The sequence below is a fragment of the Paenibacillus pinisoli genome (assembly GCF_003605435.1).
GTDB lineage: Bacteria > Bacillota > Bacilli > Paenibacillales > Paenibacillaceae > Pristimantibacillus > Pristimantibacillus pinisoli.
Window position 1 is genome coordinate 661890 of record NZ_QXQB01000002.1, and the last position, 18955, is coordinate 680844.

Sequence of the window (18955 nt, forward strand, 5' to 3'; positions counted from 1 at the left end):
CACATTTTTTATATACTGCAGGAGGGGAATACCATGAAGAAAAACGGCAAACTTGCTTTATTGCTGCTGCTCAGCCTGATGATTGTGCTTAGCGGCTGCACCCTGTCCACCAAGAACGACGTTAAGGAAACTCCGGCTCCAACCGACGGAGAGCCTGTCGTAGACGGCACTCCAGTAACGATCGAGCTGCTTGGCATGAGCTCGAACGAAGCGGATCTGAACATCGTCCGCGACCAATTGACGAAAAACGGCTTTAACGTCAAGCTGAATATGCAAGCTGACTACGGCAGCTTCAAAGCTCAGCAAGACGCAGGCAACTACGATATCGCCCTGTCCGGTTGGACTACCGTTACCGGCAACCCGGATTACGCGGTTCGCTCCCTGTTCAAAACTGGCGGCGACTACAGCATTCTGGCAGATTCCGAGATCGACGCTCTGATCGAAAAAGCTTCGACTCAGACTCCTGAAGAGTTCCAAGCGACTTACAAAGATTTCGATCAAAAGCTGGTCTTCGACAACGCTTATATCGCTCCGCTGTACAGCTCGCTTAAAGCGCAAGCTTTGAACCAGGATGTGCTGAACCTGGATTCTGTACGCATCTCGAAGTCCCGTTCTCTGCCTTGGGAAGAAGTAGACTTCAAAGATACGTCGAAGCGCGCGACAGACCCGTTGATTCTCCAATCGACGATGCCGACGCTGACGTCGCTTGACCCGATCAAAGGCAACGACGGTTCCATCAATATTATCAATACCAACATGTATGTGCGTCTAGTTAACCTGACAGACGACGACAAAGTAACATCAGTTGGTTCCCTGTCCTACAACCATGCGATTGCCGACGGCAATTCCGATTACTACTTCATTCTGCGCGACGACATCAACTTCGCTCAGATCAAAGACAAAAAAGCAGTTGATACAGGCGAGCGCGTAGGCGCGGACGATGTTATCTTCGCACTGAACCGTGCGAAAGACAAAAACTCTGTACCTGATCACCGTACGTACACGCTGCACGAGCATATCAAGAACGTTGAAGTGGTAACGGATCTTGCAGCACTTGAAGGCGTGAACGTATCCGGCGGCAGCGACAGCGTCAAGGCTGCTCTGGAGAAAGACCTTCCAACGAAGATCTCCGGACTTGTAGCTGACAAGAACCAAGCAAGCACAAAAGACGGCAAGTACCAAGTTGTGAAGCTGACAACGACAGTTCCGTTCCCGCAAGTTCTGAACTATCTGGCACACCAATCGGCTGGTATCGTATCCAAGAAGCAAGTTGAAAGCATCAACACTTATGATGTAGAGAAATTCGATGTGAACAAGGACATCCCTTACGGCGACCAAAACACGGTAACTGAAGGCAGCCAGTACAACAACACGCTGTACACAAGCGGTCCTTACATCCTGTCCTACAAAAACGATTACGAAGCGATCTTCCTGAAAAACCCGGCTTACATGACTGGCACAGACCATGCGCCGAGAATCGACAACATTAAAATCCGCTTCATCAAAGACGCTGACAGCTCGCTGGCAGCACTGCGCAGCGGTGAGATTCACTTGTTCTACGGCATCAGCGAGACCAAATTCGATGTCGTAAAAGGCGACAGCAAGCTGGCTCTTCAAACACTGCCAAGCAACGCGGTATCGTACCTGCTGTTCAACACGAAGAACCGTCCGGTAGCGGAGAGCGCGGATCTGAGAAAAGCCGTGCTGTACTCCATCAACCAAGACGAGTTCCTTGCTTACTACGGCGGCAACAAGTTCAAAGCCGTATCGACGCTAAGCCCGCTAGTTAACACAGGTCTTGAGCTGAAAGCCGACGCAGCTAAAGTGAAAGAGCATCTGAACGCCTACAAAGCAAGCAAATAAGAAACTTTTATTCGGAAAGAGACTGCATCCGTCACCTCTGGTGGCGGAGAGGTCTCTTTCTCCTATACGCCAATAAAGGAGCGATACAATCATGGGAAAAGGAACGAAACCGGAAACGAAGCTTTCGCAATGGGACGCGCTTTCGCTGGAATCGCTGAAGGCCCAAGGCTGGTCTGAAGATGAATTGATCCGCCGCGTGCAGAGCGGCAATCTGCCGCAGGATGAAAGCAAGTTCAAATTTGATTATGCCGGACTCGCCGCACTCGCTTCTGAGCAAGCTACTACCTTCACTGGGGCAGTCCGTGACGGTTATCAGATCAAATTCAATACGATTCGCGGCATTCACAGCTGGATCTTGATCGTATTTGGCCAAGAAGCGGAGCTTGTGCTGGAGCCTGGGGCCGAAGCGGTCATCGCATCCTTGTCTGAAGAAGAGGCCGCTCGTCTGGATGCAGTCCTTTCGTTCGGCTGGACGCTCAGCTTGCAGGATAATGGAGCTTCCGCAGCCGAAGGCAAGCAGCTGTACAAGATCGTGCCTGCGCAAGGCTAATCCCCCCTGTCTGCTATACCTTGCTGAAACACAAAACCGGACAATCTGCGCCAAATGCAGCTGTCCGGTTTTTCCATTTCAGGGATAACCATATTGTGGTTGCTGTGCTATACTAATCTTTAAATGCTATCAAAAGGAGTGTTGTACCATTTCAGTATTTGCTCGCAGATTAATAGCTTATGTTTTGATTTTTTTATTTTCATTCTGGTTGACGTCAATCGGCACTCCCATACTTTATGTGTACTTAATCATTATTGCGCTCGCCAGTTCCTTTATTCTCCCATACCTATACTCTCTGCTGCGGGATACCCGGATCGACCGGCTGGAGAAATTTTTAATACGGCATCACAAAAATCCGAACCTTCATCTCTGTTATTTGATGGCCAACAACCGGACTGATGAAGCCGAAGCCCTGTTGGGAAAGCTGATCGCGAAATCTAAAAGCTCTGCACGCACAGCTTTGTACATCGCAATGTGCGCTACTCATCAAAAAAATACCGAAGCCCTTAAAAAGGTGCTTCCTGACCTTCCAGCCGGAAAATATCGATCGTATTATGAAGCAACGGTTCATATTATGGAGGGGAATCTGGAGGCAGCCTACAATTTGATAGAAGCTCTCCCGAAGCCGTGGATGAGAGACAGCTTATTGTCGGAGCTTGAGCTTGCCAAGGGCAATCGGGAAGAAGCAGTCGCATATGCCCGTCAGGCCTGGCAAGGCTGCAGGGGCGTGCAGCGCTATGTGTCATACAAAAATTACGAGCTCTATCTGCCTGAAGCGCTCGCCAGCGCATAATAGACAATGACCAACAACCGCCTGCCTGCAGGCGGTTGTTGCTATTCGATAGGAATGGCAGGCACTCCCCGCTTCTGCCTCCGGTTCAGCCAGACCCCCAGCGATACCGGCAGGGCGAGATAGAAAGGATAGGCGATCGTCATGGCAATTATGATCAATCCCGTTACAGGAGCAGGGCGGTCGCCCTGGTAAGTCTCGGGGAACAGCTGTGCGGCCAGAAAAACAAACAAGACAAAATAAGGGATCCATAAGAGTAGCGACCAATAGCTCGACACTCTTCCCTCCAGCCACCTCCATACGATAAAGGCGCCAAGTATCAGGGATAGCGCCGCTATTCCGATATTGATACGGTCAACGCCGCTGACAACGGCCCCCAGCTCCCACTCCCATATTCTGCTTATGCGATACACATTCACCATTAACTCGGAGCTTATGCCAAGCAATGCGCCGAAGATGGCGCTGACCGCATTCAATTTCCAGAAATACTTCATCCGCGTCCCCCTTCATCTATCCGCCATCTGCAGAAAGCGCAACCCGCGCGCCGTTGAATCTGCCATTGAACTTATACCATTATTCTGCTTACTAATAAAACGCATGAAGGAAACAAATGGTTGCTGACACCTTAACTAAACCTGCTCAGCCATTTGTATTGCAGGCCAATAAAAAAGGACCGCCCTATCGGGCCGATCCCTCCGTCCTTCAATTATGTTAAATCTCCAGCATAGCGTCTTCGCCGCTCCCGTTCGAACGCGAGCGCGCTTCCTCAATCCCTCTCTGGTGATGCGCATCGTGATCGATAAATTCCTCCGTAATGTATATGACGGAATACGGAGTTCCCGTGTGAGGGCAGACGGCAGTTCCGTTAGCCGTAACGGGACGCTCCAGCGCTTCTTCCCCAATGCTCTCAAGCAGTCTGCATAATTCCAGGCGAGTTAAGCGGAATTGTTCAATCAGTTCGGGCTTCGTAACGCCTGATCGGGCATAAGCATAGGCTCGTGCATTAAAAGAATCAAATGCCGGAAAAACAATCGCCTGCTTCTGCAATGCATCCGGCACCGCCGTCTCTATCAAATAACGATCCCACTGAGTCAAATGAGCGATTATACCGGCAATAGAAGCCTTGCCCTCGGCAATAGGCCCGGACCATTCTTGTTCCGGCATATCACAGAGCCCGTCCACCCAGTCCGTAAGGCTGGCAAAACGATCAATAATGGCTTGATTACAGCTTGAAAGCATCCCATCTCCTCCTGCATCCATTGATATATCCAGTATAATATAAGAACGTATGTTTGTAAAAGTGAGTCCATCACCATTTTTCAATTTATAAAGAAATGTACAGCTTCCAATAAGCAAAAATAATTGGCCTGCTCGCGCTGCACATGTTACGTTCTAATAACCAAGTATAACCATTTCTATAATAAGAAATTGGAGGGATTCTCCTTATTGCTATCCCGCATTAGCCAGCCATACAGAAAAGGCAGCATCTCCGCACTAATGCGGAGCGCTGCCTTTCTTGTATCAGCCTATGCTGCTGTAGCGTCACTATTTGCCGCCAGTTTCATCCTCCAGACATTCTTTCAATAACCGGAAAGCTTCCTCCAGCTTGGCTTTAGGAGCATCAGCGTAACGGTCTCCCATGCTCACTTCGAAATAAACACCGCCAGCTTTATGCTCCCTAACCGTGCTGCACAAGCCGACTCCGGTCTCATCAGCTACGCGGATGAAGGCCGACTCCAGCTGCGCCTTCTCCAAGTCTGAATGAACATGGAACATGTTCGACACGGGCACCTCAGGCCTTACATGCAGCGCGCCGCATGCGCGATAGTACCCCGCCAGCTCGACAGCATCCCGGTAATACTGCTCCATGCGCTGCAAGCGTTGATCCATATAATAATCAGCGGCAACTATGTACGGGTATAAGCTGATCAGGTCGCCGCCATGCCTTCTCTTCCATACTTTCGACTGCTTGGTGAAGCTTTTCTCCCCAGCCAGCACTGCGCCCGCAATCCCGCCAATTCCTTTGTAGACCGAGATATATACGCTGTCGAATAACGCGCATACTTCCGCGGCGGACTTGCCGTAGTAAGGCAGCACTTCAAATAGCCGGGCGCCGTCCAAATGCAGCTTGATGCCTCTCTGCCTGCAGTAAGCCGACATCGCTTCAAGCTCCCCGTATTCCGGCAATTGTCCGCCGATCTCCCGCTGCGGCAGCTCCAGCAGCACGGCTGAGACATCGCCAGGCAGTCCATGCAGATCGCGCAGCAACACCGGCCGATTCTCATCCGCCAGCAGCAGCGGCTCCAGATGATGAAGCTCCTTCAGGCCGTCCTCCTCGTGGATTTCCAGATGGCTGAGCGGATGGTACGCGATCTTCTTCGAACCCTTCTCATCGCTCCATATCCTTAGCGCAATCTGCTGCGCCATCGTCCCGCTCGGGAAAAATACCGCCGCTTCCTTCCCCAGCAGCTTGGCCATCCGTTCCTGATATCGTTCGATCACCCTGCCCGAGCCATACATATCGCTGCTTAGCGAATCTTCTACATTGGCGAACGCTTCTTTCAAAACCTGCGCATTCCGCTTCCCGTGGCCGATTAGCGGATATGCCGTACCATTGTATGCCTCCATTAATGTCTGCGATTTTGTCATAGGCCCTATCCTTCTTTCGCTCTTAATATGCTTGTATCAAAGCAACCCTGTATGACAGAGTAAATTCCGCTAACGATGCCCTGCCCGCCTCTGGATCACGCGGTCCGCTCCATACACCAACAAGATTCCCGCCGCATAGCGGACCAAGTCAATGAATAGAAAACCGCTGCCCAGCACGAGGCTTCCAAACCGCGTTTCCCTTATTGCACGAATCCATTCTGCCTGATAAAGCTGGCTCGTCTCGATTGCAAAGCAGAAGAGCATGCTGCAGGCCAGCGCCCCTCCAAGCGGCTTGTGCGAAGCCAGGAAGCGGAAGCCGCTATAAATCATAGCCGCCCATATCGCATCGCCCCCATGAAACGCAACGAATTCCGGCAAATAGCCGCCCCACTGCCTAGTTGCCAATCCGGCGGCAATCAGAAGTATCGTCACGATGGCGTATGCCATTCTTGCTTTCAGCCTGCCCATCGGCATCCCCCTATCTACTGTGACGGCATGGATGGTTCGAGCTCCATTCTCTTCAAAAAACAAGACATATCTTATCGTTTTCCGCAGATGCGTGGCCTACATTTAGTATACAACTCCGCCGGATGCAGCGAAAGCTGTACAGTCTGGCATAGCGCTGTGAGAACACTTTAACGAGATCTTTCGATTATAGGCGCCCTGTATCCGACATCCCACACCCTCGATATTCCTGTGAGCTCTATTGAACACAAAAGACCGCCCCTTCCAGGCGGCCCTCCTTGTTCACTTATGCCTTCACTGCAGCGATAAGCAGAAAGATCGGCCTGCGGGCCTCATCCTTCATCTCAGGATACTGCAGCAGCGCCTCCTCTGTCGGCTGCGGCTCCGCTACTTTCGTAATGATAAAGCCCGCATCGATCAAATTGTTCATATATGTGGAGACGGTGCGGTGATACTTCACGACATCATGCCCCAAAAATCTGGCTTCCCGCAGCCCCTCGTCCTGATAGCCGTCAACCGGCCAGTGCAGCCGTTCCCCGCCTGGCCCATAATGCCAATCCTGCTCGGCGCGAGCCGTAAAAACAGGATGCTCAGCCGAGAAGACGAATGCTCCGCCCTGCGCAAGACTTTGGTGCACCTTGCGGCATGTCAGCTCGAACGACTCCACGTAATGAAGCGCAAGAGAGCTTAGAATGACATCGAACTGTCCTTCTTGAAAGTCAAAATCCTCAATCGCGAGCCGGCGGTATTCAATGCCGGAATCGTCGGTCAGCTCTCTGGCGCGCGCCAGCATATTATCCGACAAGTCGACGCCAATGACGCTGCTTGCCCCCATCTCCCTGGCATACCGGCAATGCCACCCGTATCCGCAGCCGAGGTCCAGCACCCTTTTCCCCTGCAGATCAGGCAGCATCCTCCGCAGCACAGGCCATTCCCCAGCCGCATCCAGACCGCCTGTCGAACGCGCCATTTGGCTATATTGGTCAAAAAAACCTTGATCATCATATTTGTTCTGTTTCATGCCTCGCGTCCCTCTCTGTTCGTTCAATATCAATATAGCTCACATATCCTTACTCTATCATTCCCAGCTCATGCAATGGCGGGTATTATTCGGTTTAAAAAGATTAGTTGGCTCGTCTACGAATATTCTGCGCCGCGAACCTTCGCAAAGATGCGCGTATGGCTTAACATGCCATACGCATCGCACTTGTCATTGCGAAGAGTGCCCTCCAGCGTGAATCCAAGCCGTTCCGCGATGCGAATGCTTCTGTCATTACGCGAGTCCACGCGAATTTCGATCCGGTTAGCCTGCAGCTCCTGGATGGCAAATTCGGTAATGCGATCCACCGCTTCCGTCATATAGCCTTTTCCGCAATGCTCTGTACTCAGCCAATAACCAATCTCGAATTTTCTGGCCTGCCAGTCGATCCGGTGAAGCCCGCTGCTTCCGATGAATTCGCCAGTCTCCTTGTGGATCACATACATTCTAAGGTCAGAGCGCTCCAAATAATGAATTCGTCCTTGCCGCGAGATGACTTCGGATTGCTCCTCTGTCGGCACTGTTCGCGCCCAAGGCATCCATGGACGCAGCTCGCCGATGCTCGCGCTCACGGCCGCGTTCACCATAGGACCGTCATCAAGCAGCGGTGCCCGAATGATAAGCCGTTCGCTCTCGAAACGCTCGGGAATAGAAAGTAGAATCGGATTGGTCGATTTCATATCCATGAAAAAGCCCCCTAGTTAGAAGAATTCCAACTACTATAGCGCAAGTGTCTTGGGCTTTCAAGGCTGAATGCTAGAATAGACCATGGCGATAATGGCAACCTGCGCAAGAAATGTTCTTCCGATCGCTGTTGTACCCAGATCCCTTGATAATATTAAAAGGAGGGGATCCGGGTACAAAGGCGAACCCTTACGCTTCTCCAGAACATATCTTGCTCCGTTTGTCTTCGCCATGGACATAGCAAAAAACACAAAATGGCGGCGCTCAGGAATTTAATCCCGGACACCGCCATTTTTTAAGTTTCTATTCCTTCACGAAGAACGATACGATCTTCGCAATTTCGGCTCTTGTAATTGTCGCCTGCGGATTCAGCTTGCCGCTCGCATTGCCCTCCAGCACGCCGGCTTGCGTCAGCGCGTTGACCGCTTCTACAGCCCACGGCGATACATCCGCCTGATCGGCATAGTTTGCGCTATTTCCAGCCGATGTATCGAGCTTATCCTTCAGTGCGCGATACAGCAGGACAAATGCTTCCTCGCGCTTAATTTCGCTGCTTGGGCGGAAGCTTCCATCCGGGAAGCCGGATATAATGCCGGCTGCGCTCAGATTGCTCACGTCCGCGCTGTACCAAGCTTGCATAGGCACATCATCGAATGCTGCCTGCGTTTGATTCGGCTTCAGCCCTAGCAGCCTGTTCAACACAGCCGCATATTCCGCTCTGGTCATCTTCTGATCCGGCTGGAAGCTGCCATCCGGCTTGCCCAGCAGAATGCCTGCCTTCGCGAGCTTATCGATGACATTCTTCGCCCAGTGCCCGCTCACATCCGTGAAGACAGGCGACTCTGGCGTCGGTTCAGGAGTCGGCACCGGCTTCTCCGGCTCTGGTGTAGGCTCCGGAGTCGGTTCCGGGCTTGGCGTGCTTCCGCCGCCACCGCTGGAAGCTACCGTCACGACCGCTTCCGCGCTGCCGTATCCGTCGGCGCTGATCGCAGTAATAACCGCTTTGCCTGCACGCAGAGGACGAATCGTGCCATTCTCATCTACCTTTGCTACCGTCTCATCTGAACTGGACCATGTGACAGTTGCCTCGCCTTCTGCCATTGGCTCAACCTCAGCGTTCAGCTTAAGCGATGCCCCGCCTGCTGTTAACGATACGGCCTTGCGGTCCAATGTTACCTTTGTCACTTCCAGCTGGAATATGCCTACTTTGCCGCCAACCTCAAATGCTACAAGCAGCAGCGGCAGTCCTGTAGGGCTTATGGAGGCCGGAATAAACTCAAGGCCTTCCGGTCCGGTATCCGTATCCAGGTTCACTTTGCCGTTCGCATCCAGGAATACGCGGGAATTCGTATAGTTCACAAAGGACGGTGCTTCAGGATTGGTTACATCGTACGTCATGAAACCGCCGACGCGCTCCAGTCCGACAAAAGCCATTACCCGGTTGCCGACGATGCCTGTTTTAATGTCCTCCGGCTCAGGTCCTTTTTTCGTGCTGCGATCGTCCATTGTAATCTTGCTGTTGCTGACGTTAAAGAAGTCAGGCAGTCTCTGGCCTGTAATCGTCTCAAAATCGCTGCCGCTGTCATACACCAGCTCCATCGTATCGGCATTCCAGATTGAGAAGGAACGGCCGCCGTACATATAGATGCCGTCATGGCCCATATCCGAGACTGCTTCCACACTGTCATATTTGGTCGTGCCATTCAGGAATTGATATGCGTCAGAATCGGGGCTCAGAGAGCCCTTCATCGCTCCGATCGTGCTGGCATTCGTACGGCCCGGCCACTCCGTCGCATCGCCTTCGTTCGCCGTGAACAGGTACGTCTGTCCGTTAATCGTATGGGACGCAATACCGTCAGGCATGTAGATGCCATGGAAAGGGGCGTTCTCCAGCAGAATCTTGCCGTCGCGCTGCAGATCCAGCGCATTCGCCGCATCGTTGAAATCTTTGAAGCCCAGACCCTTCACTGCATCTACTTTTTTGCCCGCAATATCGATAACGGCAATCGCATTATTTTCTTGCAGGGCTACGTAGGCCTTCTTGTTGTCCTTCGACAGCGCGATATATTCCGGCTCCAGATCGAAGTATGCGTCCTCCTTCGTCCCTTTGCCCTTGATGCGGCCGTCAAGAGGGTCTGCCGCTCCGCGGATATGGACCAGATCGTCGATTACCGACGGATCATTGAAGTACACCTGCGTCGATTGGCCCGTTCTCGTATCGACAACTGTCACACTGCCCGGAGGATCTTCCGTGCCCAGACGAGGCTCTGCCTCATCAGCCGTCAGCACATACCGCCCGTCCGGCGTCGATTTGATCATATCCGGCTGAATGCCGGCGGCATATTCCGCGATCAGCTTGCCGTCATAGTCCAGCGCAAGAATTTTCCCTTTCTTATGCGGATCGGCTTCCTGCACCGCAACATAAATACGTTTATTCGCAGTATTGATATCAACACTCGTCAAATCTCCGAATGCAAAGCCGTTCTTCTCGGCCAATTCCTTCACCAATACACTTTTTTCCTTTTTAAGAGCACCGGTTGCATTGCCCAAGTTGACAATATCCAGGCTTGGCGGATTCGCCGCGCCGTTAACCAGGTAGAAGCGTCCATTGTCGCTATTGAACTTGACGATTTCCGCTACGCCGCCATCTGCATTGAATTGCCCGACAGCATATTCGCCGATTTTCGTAATCTCGAATTGGTCCTCGATCGAAGCGCGATACGGTTGAACGTTCAGCGTAAGCTCTTTCGCAACTTGGGCAGCCGGAGTCTGGCTATCTTTAACTGTGACCGTGACGGCATAGCTGCCTGCTGTCTTGGCATCTCCGCTAATCACGCCTTCGGCTGTAATCGCCAGGCCTTCCGGCAATCCTGAAGCTTCAAAGGTGTAAGGGGCTACGCCGCCTGCCGCCTTCAACGTTGCGGTATAAGGCTGTCCGTCAAACGCTGTTGGAAGGGAGACCGTCTCCCATACAAGCGGATCAGGCATATTCGCCCAGTCGCCATCCGAGCCGTCGCGCGGACTAATTGCCGCCAGCTCAGCACCGACAGCCGTCTCGTAATCCACTTGTTTAAAATCCGTTTTGTTGTTGTCCGAATCCTTGAAGTCGACACGGCGCACTGCTTTTTTCTTGGAAGTGCCTTCCGCAGAACCAGTTGGATAATCCGTTTCATAGCCGTCGATCGTGCTGCCTTTGTCGTTGCTCGCCGTGCCCAGCATGTCCACATAGCCCTCAGGCTTCGACTCGAACGGATTCACGTCCAGCGTATTGTCCAACTGCTGTTGGTTGCTCATCAGTACAACCTTCAACCCTTTATTATTAATATAGCGGTCCCATTCCTGATCGCCCTTGTCCGTGAGATCAAGCTTCGGACTTGCGGAGCCGGTCGGCTTTCCTTTTACCAGATAAGATGATTTCGCCTTAATGACGCCTGTCAGGTCAAGCTTCTCCCAGCCCAGTGTCGGTCCCGTCTGTGCGTTGGTGCCACGATCGGCATATTGAAGCGACCAGCCGGACAGATCGACATCCTCGTCAGTAGGGTTGAACAATTCAATAAAGCCATGCGAAACAAGCACGCCTGTGTCGTCTGCAAGGCCCGCTCCATACACTTGATTAATAATGACATGGGGCACTTCCAAATTATACAGGTTGCCCGCCGCATATGGCGTACCCGGAATCGGGCTTGCAATCGGCTCTGCCGATGCCGCTCCCGCCATAATGGAGCCTACTGTCATTTGCGCTGCCAGTGCGAAGGTCAATACTCTCTTCGTCGTTCTTTTCACTCTGCAATCACTCCTAGCTAACGTTATTATCCATAAGTCTAAGGAGCAACTATTTGTCCATTGTTATCGATTTCATTAAACTATTGTAAAGCTGTTAACAATTCGTTAATGAAAAAGCGTATACTCCTACCCATACTTCTGCTACACTACTACTAATATTTCACATTTTGTCTGCAAGGAGCCACCCATGTGCTGCATAAGCTAAGAACATACTTGACCTATTACGGCATACGAATGCTGCGCATAAAAAAAGGCGATCATCGGATCGCCATCGGATTTGCAATCGGTTTTTTCCACTGCTGGTTCCCTACGTTCGGCATCGGGCTGCCGCTGTCGATTGCAATGGCACGTCTGGTCCGGGGCAATATGCCTTCTGCGATATTAGCTTCATCGCTCGGTTCCGTTCTGTGGCCGCTATTATTTTATTTGAACTATTGGACAGGCCATCTCATCACCACACTGTTCACTTCGCCGTCCTTCGATCTGGACGATGTGATCAATGAACAGATGCCGGAGCCCGATTATGTCGAGACCATCGGCCATTTCAGCGATATTACCGATATCGGCCTGGACTTCCTGATCGGCTCGATCATTAACAGCATTCTGTCGACGATTATATTGTACTTCGTATGCCGGGTGCTGGTCAGAAGGTATCGGACGCCGCTGCTTAACCTTCTCCGACGCAAATAAGCGTTTTTGGCATAATCAGCGGGTATATCGAAGCCTTACGACACCCGAGCGGAAGACTTGCGTATCAGCCAGGCGCAGCTTCATCGCTTCCGCCTGTAAGGGATACATTCGCTTGCCGCCTCCCAATACTACCGGGAACACGTACATGTGATACTCATCAATCAAGTCAAGCTCCATAAAGGAGGCAGCCAGACCGGGACCGCCAACCGACAGGCTCCCGCCCGGCTCCTTCTTCAATCTCGCAACTTCCTCCGCGATATCCCCGCCCGCCAGCGCAGCATTCCAATCCACATGCTTCAACGTCCGTGAAAAGACAACTTTCCGCATATCGAGCCACAATCGGGCATATTCCTGTTCTTCCTTGGCCGCCGCAGGATTATCCAATGCGTACGGCCAATACGTTGACATATTCTCATACAGTCCGCGTCCGTACAGGTGGACATCTACAGCCTTCTCCTGTTGATTGAAGTGCTCATGCAGCTCCTGATCCGGGAACGACCAATCAATCCCCCCATCCGGGCCTTCGATATACCCGTCCAGCGATACCGACAATACATAGATAACTGCTCGATTACGCGCCATTGCTGAGCCCCCTGTTGACGTGATAGTGAAGCAGCACATTGCCCGAAGGATAACTCTCTGAATGTACCAGCTGCAGGAGAGCTGGCTCGCGAATGTCTCGGAATAAAGGGATGCCGCGTCCAAGGACGATCGGCACAACCGTTAATTGTATTTCATCGACCAGTCCTGCGCGGAGCAAGGAAGAAGCCAGCGACCCGCTGCCGAGCACCGCAATGTCTTGCCCCGCTTCGCCTTTCAGCCTTGCGACCTCTTCGCATGCATCCTCCGGGACCAGCCGGGTATGCGGCCAATGCGCCGCGGTCAAGCTTTTGGAGAAAACAATCTTCTCCCGCTCATTCATAATCGAAGCAAGCTCATGCTTCGCCAATGGCCAGAATGCAGCCATAAGCTCATAGGTCACTCTCCCGAATAGGAGCAGATCAACGGATTGCAGGAACGACTTCGCATAGGACACATAGTCCTCATCCGCCTGATGCCAATCTATCTCGCCTTGCAGGCCCGCAAAATACCCGTCCAGCGATACCATCTCTTGCACAATCAATTTCCGCAACGCGCATGACTCCCTTCCTTTTGCCTAAAGTTAAGGTTAACTTCATTATAGGGGAACGGCCATGAGCGTATTTCTTCTTGATTGCGGCATTGCAGACAAAGAAACGTTCGCAGCAAAGCTTCAGCACGCATTCAGCAGCAATAACAAAACCTCCGGGACGCCTTTTCAGAGCGTTCCCGGAGGTTGTACCGTTAATCCTGATTGATTATGTTGGCTCTAATCCATGACTCGAGCTCCTGGCTCTCAATCCGGTACGCATGGCTTACTTCTCTTGGATGAAGCTCAATTCCGCCGGATGGGCCGAACAGGATCAGCTCCACCCTCTCGCCATCCCGGAAGGAAATTTCTCCCGAACCCGAATAGCCGTAACTTGATCCAAGCTCGAACCGCGTGAGTGTTGCTTCCTTGATCATCCCGACAAGCTCATCCTGCTCTTCTGCCGATATTCGTTTATGCCCATAGCCAAAAGTAATACTATCCACTTCTCCTGCCTCAACCCGCTCCTGGAACTGCTTCTCCCATTTCGTGCTGACGAAACCCGATGAGCAGCTCGAGACGATAAGAATGATGCCAATAATGACGCCAATTACGCCTGTAATCCGGTGCGTAGCAAGAGCCGCATCGCTCGGCTCGGCATCCCTGAACTTCCATCCGATGGACATATACCACGCAGACTGCGGCGATACAGCCGGTATGAGGCTAAAAACAATCAATATCAATCCGAACAATGCATTCATGTCTGAATCCCCTTTGCTCTATTGCATTGCTTCTCTTACGCATAGAGTCAGGGAAATGTTCCAGATTTTATCTTTTATATGCCAATCATTAGGCCATCACTTCTACGGTGAAACCTCCAGGCGCCTCAACATAGAAGGTCCATGCATGGGCTCTTTCGGGAGAGGTGGCGCTGAAGCCGTCATCAACCAGCCGCTTGTACATTTCATTGACTTTCTCCTCGCTCTCCTGGCCGAATCCAATATGGAACGTGGCGGGATAGTTCACTTCCTTCCCTTTCATCAAGGTCAGCACCATCCCATTATCGTCGAACAACGCCGCGAACGAGCGCCCCCGCTCTCCACCAAGCTTAAGGCCAAAATAGTTCATCAAAAAATCTTTCGCCGCGCCTACATCCGTAACCGTAAGATTGAGATGATTCAGCTTCATATTATCCGCTCCTTTAGCATCCTAATTGCTCTCTTCCTTATTATCGTACATTAATGCAAGTGATAAGCTTTGAGGGAAAGCAGATGCTATTCCCGCAAATATGCCGTCAAGTGAAGCTAACCTTTTGGAGGAGGCCCGCACTCCTCCGCTTCCCATAGAAGCAGCGGCACGCTTGCCCGGTGACAAGCGGCCGCAGATTCTTTTCATGGAGTTCTCACTGGCAAAATCAGCTCCGCTATACTAAGCGCAAATTAACAAGCATATAGTTATACCGCTACACCAATAAAACCATTTCTGGGAGGAATTGTTTATGCGCAAAAGAAGAACCAAATTAACTGCATCATGGCTTGCACTCGCTCTTCTTATGGTTTCACTCCTCGCTCCGTCTGCCGGCGCGCAATCCGCCGCTCCGCTTCAAGTATCGGCACAAGGTAAAGCTTGGGGCATCGGCACCAATTATGAAACCGCTGTCATAGATTTGCGCATTACGAATCTTTATGTGGACCCCGCTCGGAATAATACGATTTCTCCTTGGGTGCTTCAATTCGATTTCAACGGCACGATTGAATCCGTCGCAGGCGCTGTAATTACAGCCAAGGAAGGAACCCGCTATACGCTCAAGGGAGATACCGACACCGATCTCTCTTATGGCGAGACACTAGAGCTGCGCATCACAACCACACTGAACGGCTCTAGCTCAGCTTCATTCCAAAACCTCACGCTCAGACCCGAGGTTATTGCGGCGCCTTGGCGTTGGCTAGGCACATACAGCGTCAATGATATCGTGGAGTACAACGGGATCTTCTATAAGGCGATTCAAGCCCATACAGCCTACGCGACGAATTGGACACCCGTTCAGACCCCTGCGCTATGGCAGCCAGTTAGCATCGAATCCTACTCCTATTCCACATCGGTTGATGTCGAGCTGGACATCATCGAATCCTGGACGCTGGGCGGTACTTATACCGCGGGGCAAATCGTCTTCCATGACGGCTCCTTCTACAGCTGCGTGCAATCGCATACGGCCCACGCGCCGAATTGGTACCCGGGACCGCAAACGGCAAGCCTGTGGAAGAAGACTGCGCTGTCTTTCCAGCTCAATCCATAAGCTTAAGAATCGCACCTCCGCAAATAAAGGGACAGAACCGCTGGCAAGCGGTCTGTCTCTTTTACTGCCTGGAGAATTTGGCTGGGGGGAGGTTCGGCCAAAAAAAGCGCGCCCGCCAGGATAGGGAGCCGATACCCCAACCCGTCGAACGCGCTTCTCCATATACGAAACTTATAATAGCGAATTCCTACTCTTGCTTTCCTTCAAAATAATCGTTAAGCCCGTCTACAATGGCCTGAGCAACCCTGTCTTGCCAAGCGTTATCCAGCATCTGCGCCTCTTCCTGAGGGTTGGTCATAAATCCTACCTCCAGCAGGACTGAGGGCCGTTCGCTGCCAACGAGCACGCGCCACTGCTCCTGCTTCACTCCCCGGTCAGGGAAGCCCGTCGCCCCGATCAGCTTGTCGTGAATCGCGTTCGCAAGCGGGATGCTGATTAATGAATCGTAATACGTCTCGGTGCCTTTAATGCTTGGGTCTGTATACGTGTTGCCATGAATCGAGAGAAATGCGTCCGCCTCGAGTCCATTCGAATAAGCCGAGCGTTCATCCAGTTCCAGGAATGTATCGTCATTCCTGGTCATGTAAGGATCAAACTTGGGGTCCTGCTGCAGCAATGCATATACTTTCTTGGCAAGCGACAGCGTATATTCCTTCTCTTCCGCTCCGCTCGACCCGTTCGCGCCGGGGTCTTTGCCGCCATGCCCAGCATCGATTACGATCGTAAAGCCGCCTTTATTGCCGGAAATCGTAACCTCGCGCCCGTCTGTGGCCGGCGGTGCAAGTGCTGGGTCTACTACCAGCTTGCCCCGGGAATTGAAGTCGTATTGATTCAAGAAAATGGCAATAAGTGAAAGGATGCCGACAAGCAGAAATAATTGGCGAAAGCGCAGCTTTTTGCGATGGCCGGGATTCGGCCTGATATTAGGATTCATCATTTTGTACGCTCACATCCATCTGTGACATTGTGTCCTGGTAAGAACGTTCCATTCTTGCCTTGAAAGCTGCCGACAGCTCCAAGCTGCCGCTATAATCCTCAGCCGGCAGAATACGATACGCAAAGGCGTTGTCCCCCGGCTTCATATCCCTGTATACCCATGTCGGCACATAATCGACCTTGTGAATGCTTGTTGCGCCGGACTGCTTGTCCTTGCGGATCTCGAATTGCACGATGATACCATCCTCCGTAAAGACATTATCCAGCGTCTCCTGCCTCTGATTGGAGATAAAGTTGCCCATGGAATAGACGACGAACGTCTTGCGGTCTCCGCTTTGCAGCCACTCAGACTTCTGGATGACATGCGGATGGCTGCCCAATATAATATCTACGCCGTAATTCGATAAGCGTTGCGCCAATGCTGTCTGTCCGCTTGAAGGCTCGCGCTCGTATTCATTGCCCCAATGAAGCGAAGCGATGATCAGATCCGCTCCTTGCTCCTTGGCGTAAGCTATATCCTCCTGCATCTTCGCTTCATCCGCCTTATTCACCATCGCATCCAGCTCCTCTGGGGCCAGCAAACTCTCAAGTCCGTTCAGGCTTTCGGTATAAGACATAAAAGCGAGCTTGATTCCCTTCGCCTCTTTCATCAGCACCCTCGTATCGGGTCGGCTTGCGTAAGTGCCTACAGCGGATAGCCCATAGCTCTCGATCGTTTCCAGCGTCCGAATGACGCCCTGCTTTCCTGTATCCAGGCTATGGTTATTGGCTGTCGTCAAAATATCAAACCCGGCGTCCTTAAGCGCATCCACCGCTTCATCCGGCGAGTTGAACCGAGGGTAGCCCTGATGCTTGTACGGATGGCTGCCCGCGGTTGTAGTTTCGAAGTTGGCGACCGCAATATCCGCCGCTCCAATGATCGGCTTCACTTCTGCAAAGACCGGCTTGAAATCATAGCCGCCCGTTGCCAATTTCGCGCTTTCCAGCTGAGCATTATGGAACATGACGTCGCCGACTGCCGCCAGCTTTATGGTCTCGTACGATGTATCTTCATTGACAACCGGCACAGACGGCTCTATCGGATGACCAGCTTTGTCCGTCCCCTGGCTTCGGACATGCTGCAACAAATTCGCCGCTCCAATCGCGACACCGATGACGGCTAAAGCCGCAATGCCCCTGATTACCCACTTTCTCTTCCCGTTTCCTCTCCTGCTCCTCATGACGCTTCGTTCCCGCTCAAGTATTCTTCATAGGTCAGTCCGCTCTCGAACACCTTCGTCGCAAGCTCGTTCCCCAGATACCGGATATGCCATGGCTCATAGATATAGCCCGTAATATCCTCCCGGCCTTTGGGGTATCGGATAATAAAGCCGTAAAGATGGGCGTTCTCCGCCAGCCAGCGGCCTTCCTCCGTCTCGCCGAATTGCTCCGTCAAGCCCTTGGAGACGCTGTCGCTCGTCACATCCATCGCAAGCCCCGTCTGATGCTCGCTCTGTCCTGCTCTTGCACTATAGCGATTGGCCGCCCCCTCTCCTTCTCTGCTCACATAATCGGCGAACAAGGCTTGCTGCGTCTCATAGGAACGATAGCCTGACCGCGCATACAGCTTATAGCCGTCCTTCTCCGCGCCGGCGAACAACTCCTTCAGCGCCTCCGCCGCACCCTTCCGGAGCTGATTCACTTCCGAATTCTGAAAGATCGTCGGCACTTCTATCGCGACCAGATCATCCGGTGCATAGGAATTCTGCAGCGGATGCGTCTTGTTCACCAGCGCCGCAAGAGCCGGATCGGCCGGCGGCTCCTCCTCCTCTTGCGAGCCGTCAGGAACTTCGCTCGTTGCCGGGTCTGCTTGGGAAGAGCCTCCCGCCTTCGTCCCGCTCGCTCCGCCTTGAGCCGTCTCATTGGAGCATGCGGCGGTCATAAGGGAGAATACCAGCAGGGCTGTGCATACCGCTACAGATGTCCTTCTTTTTTTACTCATATCGGGTACTCCTCTTCGTCTATCGTTGTTGACATGCTGTTAGTGTACCGGAGCCAAATATGAGAAGTTAGATCAACTTGTAATGGAGTTGTAAAATTTGCGGGCGAAAAAGAAAAAAGAG

19 protein-coding genes are annotated in these 18955 nt (G+C 52.2%); 5 read left to right on the top strand and 14 right to left on the bottom strand.

The window, feature by feature from the left end:
• Positions 1 to 33: 33 nt before the first annotated feature.
• From D3P09_RS10330 to D3P09_RS27355, 3 genes are all read left to right on the top strand, one after another.
• Positions 34 to 1863 carry an ABC transporter substrate-binding protein gene (locus tag D3P09_RS10330; protein WP_120109544.1) on the top strand — a complete coding sequence of 610 codons (1830 nt, stop codon included), beginning with the start codon at positions 34 to 36 and terminating at the stop codon, positions 1861 to 1863.
• A gap of 91 nt (positions 1864 to 1954) precedes the next feature.
• A complete protein-coding gene (locus tag D3P09_RS10335; RefSeq protein ID WP_120109545.1) occupies positions 1955 to 2413 on the top strand; it encodes a hypothetical protein in 459 nt (152 codons plus the stop codon).
• 604 nt (positions 2414 to 3017) lie between these two features.
• On the top strand, positions 3018 to 3206 hold the full coding sequence (locus D3P09_RS27355; protein ID WP_133304988.1) for a hypothetical protein: 189 nt from the start codon (positions 3018 to 3020) through the stop codon (positions 3204 to 3206).
• A 41-nt stretch (positions 3207 to 3247) separates the two neighbouring features.
• On the opposite strand, the gene D3P09_RS10345 is transcribed toward D3P09_RS27355, so the two are convergent.
• From D3P09_RS10345 to D3P09_RS10375, 7 genes are all read right to left on the bottom strand, one after another.
• Positions 3248 to 3697: a hypothetical protein gene (locus D3P09_RS10345; RefSeq protein WP_120109548.1), complete on the bottom strand. Its 450-nt coding sequence runs from the start codon at positions 3695 to 3697 to the stop codon at positions 3248 to 3250.
• A gap of 217 nt (positions 3698 to 3914) precedes the next feature.
• Positions 3915 to 4442, bottom strand: coding sequence for a DinB family protein (locus D3P09_RS10350; RefSeq protein ID WP_165867380.1), 528 nt, complete (start codon positions 4440 to 4442; stop codon positions 3915 to 3917).
• Positions 4443 to 4748: 306 nt separating this feature from the next.
• The gene (locus D3P09_RS10355; protein ID WP_120109552.1) at positions 4749 to 5852 is read right to left on the bottom strand and encodes a threonine aldolase family protein; all 1104 of its coding nucleotides are present in this window, start codon (positions 5850 to 5852) and stop codon (positions 4749 to 4751) included.
• A gap of 69 nt (positions 5853 to 5921) precedes the next feature.
• Positions 5922 to 6320 carry a ribosomal maturation YjgA family protein gene (locus D3P09_RS10360; protein ID WP_243644059.1) on the bottom strand — a complete coding sequence of 133 codons (399 nt, stop codon included), beginning with the start codon at positions 6318 to 6320 and terminating at the stop codon, positions 5922 to 5924.
• A gap of 283 nt (positions 6321 to 6603) precedes the next feature.
• The gene (locus D3P09_RS10365; protein ID WP_120109555.1) at positions 6604 to 7338 is read right to left on the bottom strand and encodes a class I SAM-dependent methyltransferase; all 735 of its coding nucleotides are present in this window, start codon (positions 7336 to 7338) and stop codon (positions 6604 to 6606) included.
• Positions 7339 to 7454: 116 nt separating this feature from the next.
• Positions 7455 to 8042 carry a GNAT family N-acetyltransferase gene (locus tag D3P09_RS10370; protein WP_120109557.1) on the bottom strand — a complete coding sequence of 196 codons (588 nt, stop codon included), beginning with the start codon at positions 8040 to 8042 and terminating at the stop codon, positions 7455 to 7457.
• A 301-nt stretch (positions 8043 to 8343) separates the two neighbouring features.
• Positions 8344 to 11823, bottom strand: coding sequence for a choice-of-anchor I family protein (locus D3P09_RS10375; RefSeq protein ID WP_243644061.1), 3480 nt, complete (start codon positions 11821 to 11823; stop codon positions 8344 to 8346).
• A gap of 189 nt (positions 11824 to 12012) precedes the next feature.
• Between D3P09_RS10375 and D3P09_RS10380 the strand changes: the two genes are divergently transcribed.
• Positions 12013 to 12513 (top strand): DUF2062 domain-containing protein, encoded by a 501-nt coding sequence (locus D3P09_RS10380; protein ID WP_120109559.1) that lies wholly within the window; start codon positions 12013 to 12015, stop codon positions 12511 to 12513.
• A 15-nt stretch (positions 12514 to 12528) separates the two neighbouring features.
• On the opposite strand, the gene D3P09_RS10385 is transcribed toward D3P09_RS10380, so the two are convergent.
• The 4 genes from D3P09_RS10385 to D3P09_RS10400 form a co-directional block, all read right to left on the bottom strand.
• Positions 12529 to 13095 carry a dihydrofolate reductase family protein gene (locus D3P09_RS10385; RefSeq protein ID WP_120109560.1) on the bottom strand — a complete coding sequence of 189 codons (567 nt, stop codon included), beginning with the start codon at positions 13093 to 13095 and terminating at the stop codon, positions 12529 to 12531.
• Entirely contained in the window at positions 13085 to 13645 is a 561-nt protein-coding gene (locus D3P09_RS10390) for a dihydrofolate reductase family protein (RefSeq protein ID WP_120109562.1), read from the bottom strand. The genes D3P09_RS10385 and D3P09_RS10390 overlap by 11 nt, the downstream gene beginning before the upstream one ends.
• Positions 13646 to 13836: 191 nt before the next feature.
• The gene (locus D3P09_RS10395) at positions 13837 to 14382 is read right to left on the bottom strand and encodes a DUF6199 family natural product biosynthesis protein (RefSeq protein ID WP_120109564.1); all 546 of its coding nucleotides are present in this window, start codon (positions 14380 to 14382) and stop codon (positions 13837 to 13839) included.
• An 88-nt stretch (positions 14383 to 14470) separates the two neighbouring features.
• Positions 14471 to 14809 carry a VOC family protein gene (locus tag D3P09_RS10400; RefSeq protein WP_120109566.1) on the bottom strand — a complete coding sequence of 113 codons (339 nt, stop codon included), beginning with the start codon at positions 14807 to 14809 and terminating at the stop codon, positions 14471 to 14473.
• A gap of 310 nt (positions 14810 to 15119) precedes the next feature.
• On the opposite strand from D3P09_RS10400, the gene D3P09_RS10405 reads away from it, so the two are divergent.
• The gene (locus D3P09_RS10405) at positions 15120 to 15917 is read left to right on the top strand and encodes a carbohydrate-binding protein (RefSeq protein ID WP_120109568.1); all 798 of its coding nucleotides are present in this window, start codon (positions 15120 to 15122) and stop codon (positions 15915 to 15917) included.
• A 187-nt stretch (positions 15918 to 16104) separates the two neighbouring features.
• On the opposite strand, the gene D3P09_RS10410 is transcribed toward D3P09_RS10405, so the two are convergent.
• Genes D3P09_RS10410 through D3P09_RS10420 form a run of 3 tightly spaced genes read right to left on the bottom strand, consistent with a single transcriptional unit; the run spans position 16105 to position 18834 of the window.
• Positions 16105 to 16854, bottom strand: coding sequence for an N-acetylmuramoyl-L-alanine amidase family protein (locus D3P09_RS10410; protein WP_120109570.1), 750 nt, complete (start codon positions 16852 to 16854; stop codon positions 16105 to 16107).
• Complete coding sequence (locus D3P09_RS10415; protein WP_120109571.1) at positions 16841 to 18073, bottom strand: CapA family protein; 1233 nt, start codon at positions 18071 to 18073, stop codon at positions 16841 to 16843. Before D3P09_RS10415 ends, D3P09_RS10410 begins: the two co-directional genes overlap by 14 nt.
• A complete protein-coding gene (locus D3P09_RS10420) occupies positions 18070 to 18834 on the bottom strand; it encodes a M15 family metallopeptidase (RefSeq protein ID WP_207892471.1) in 765 nt (254 codons plus the stop codon). The genes D3P09_RS10415 and D3P09_RS10420 overlap by 4 nt, the downstream gene beginning before the upstream one ends.
• Positions 18835 to 18955 lie beyond the last annotated feature (121 nt).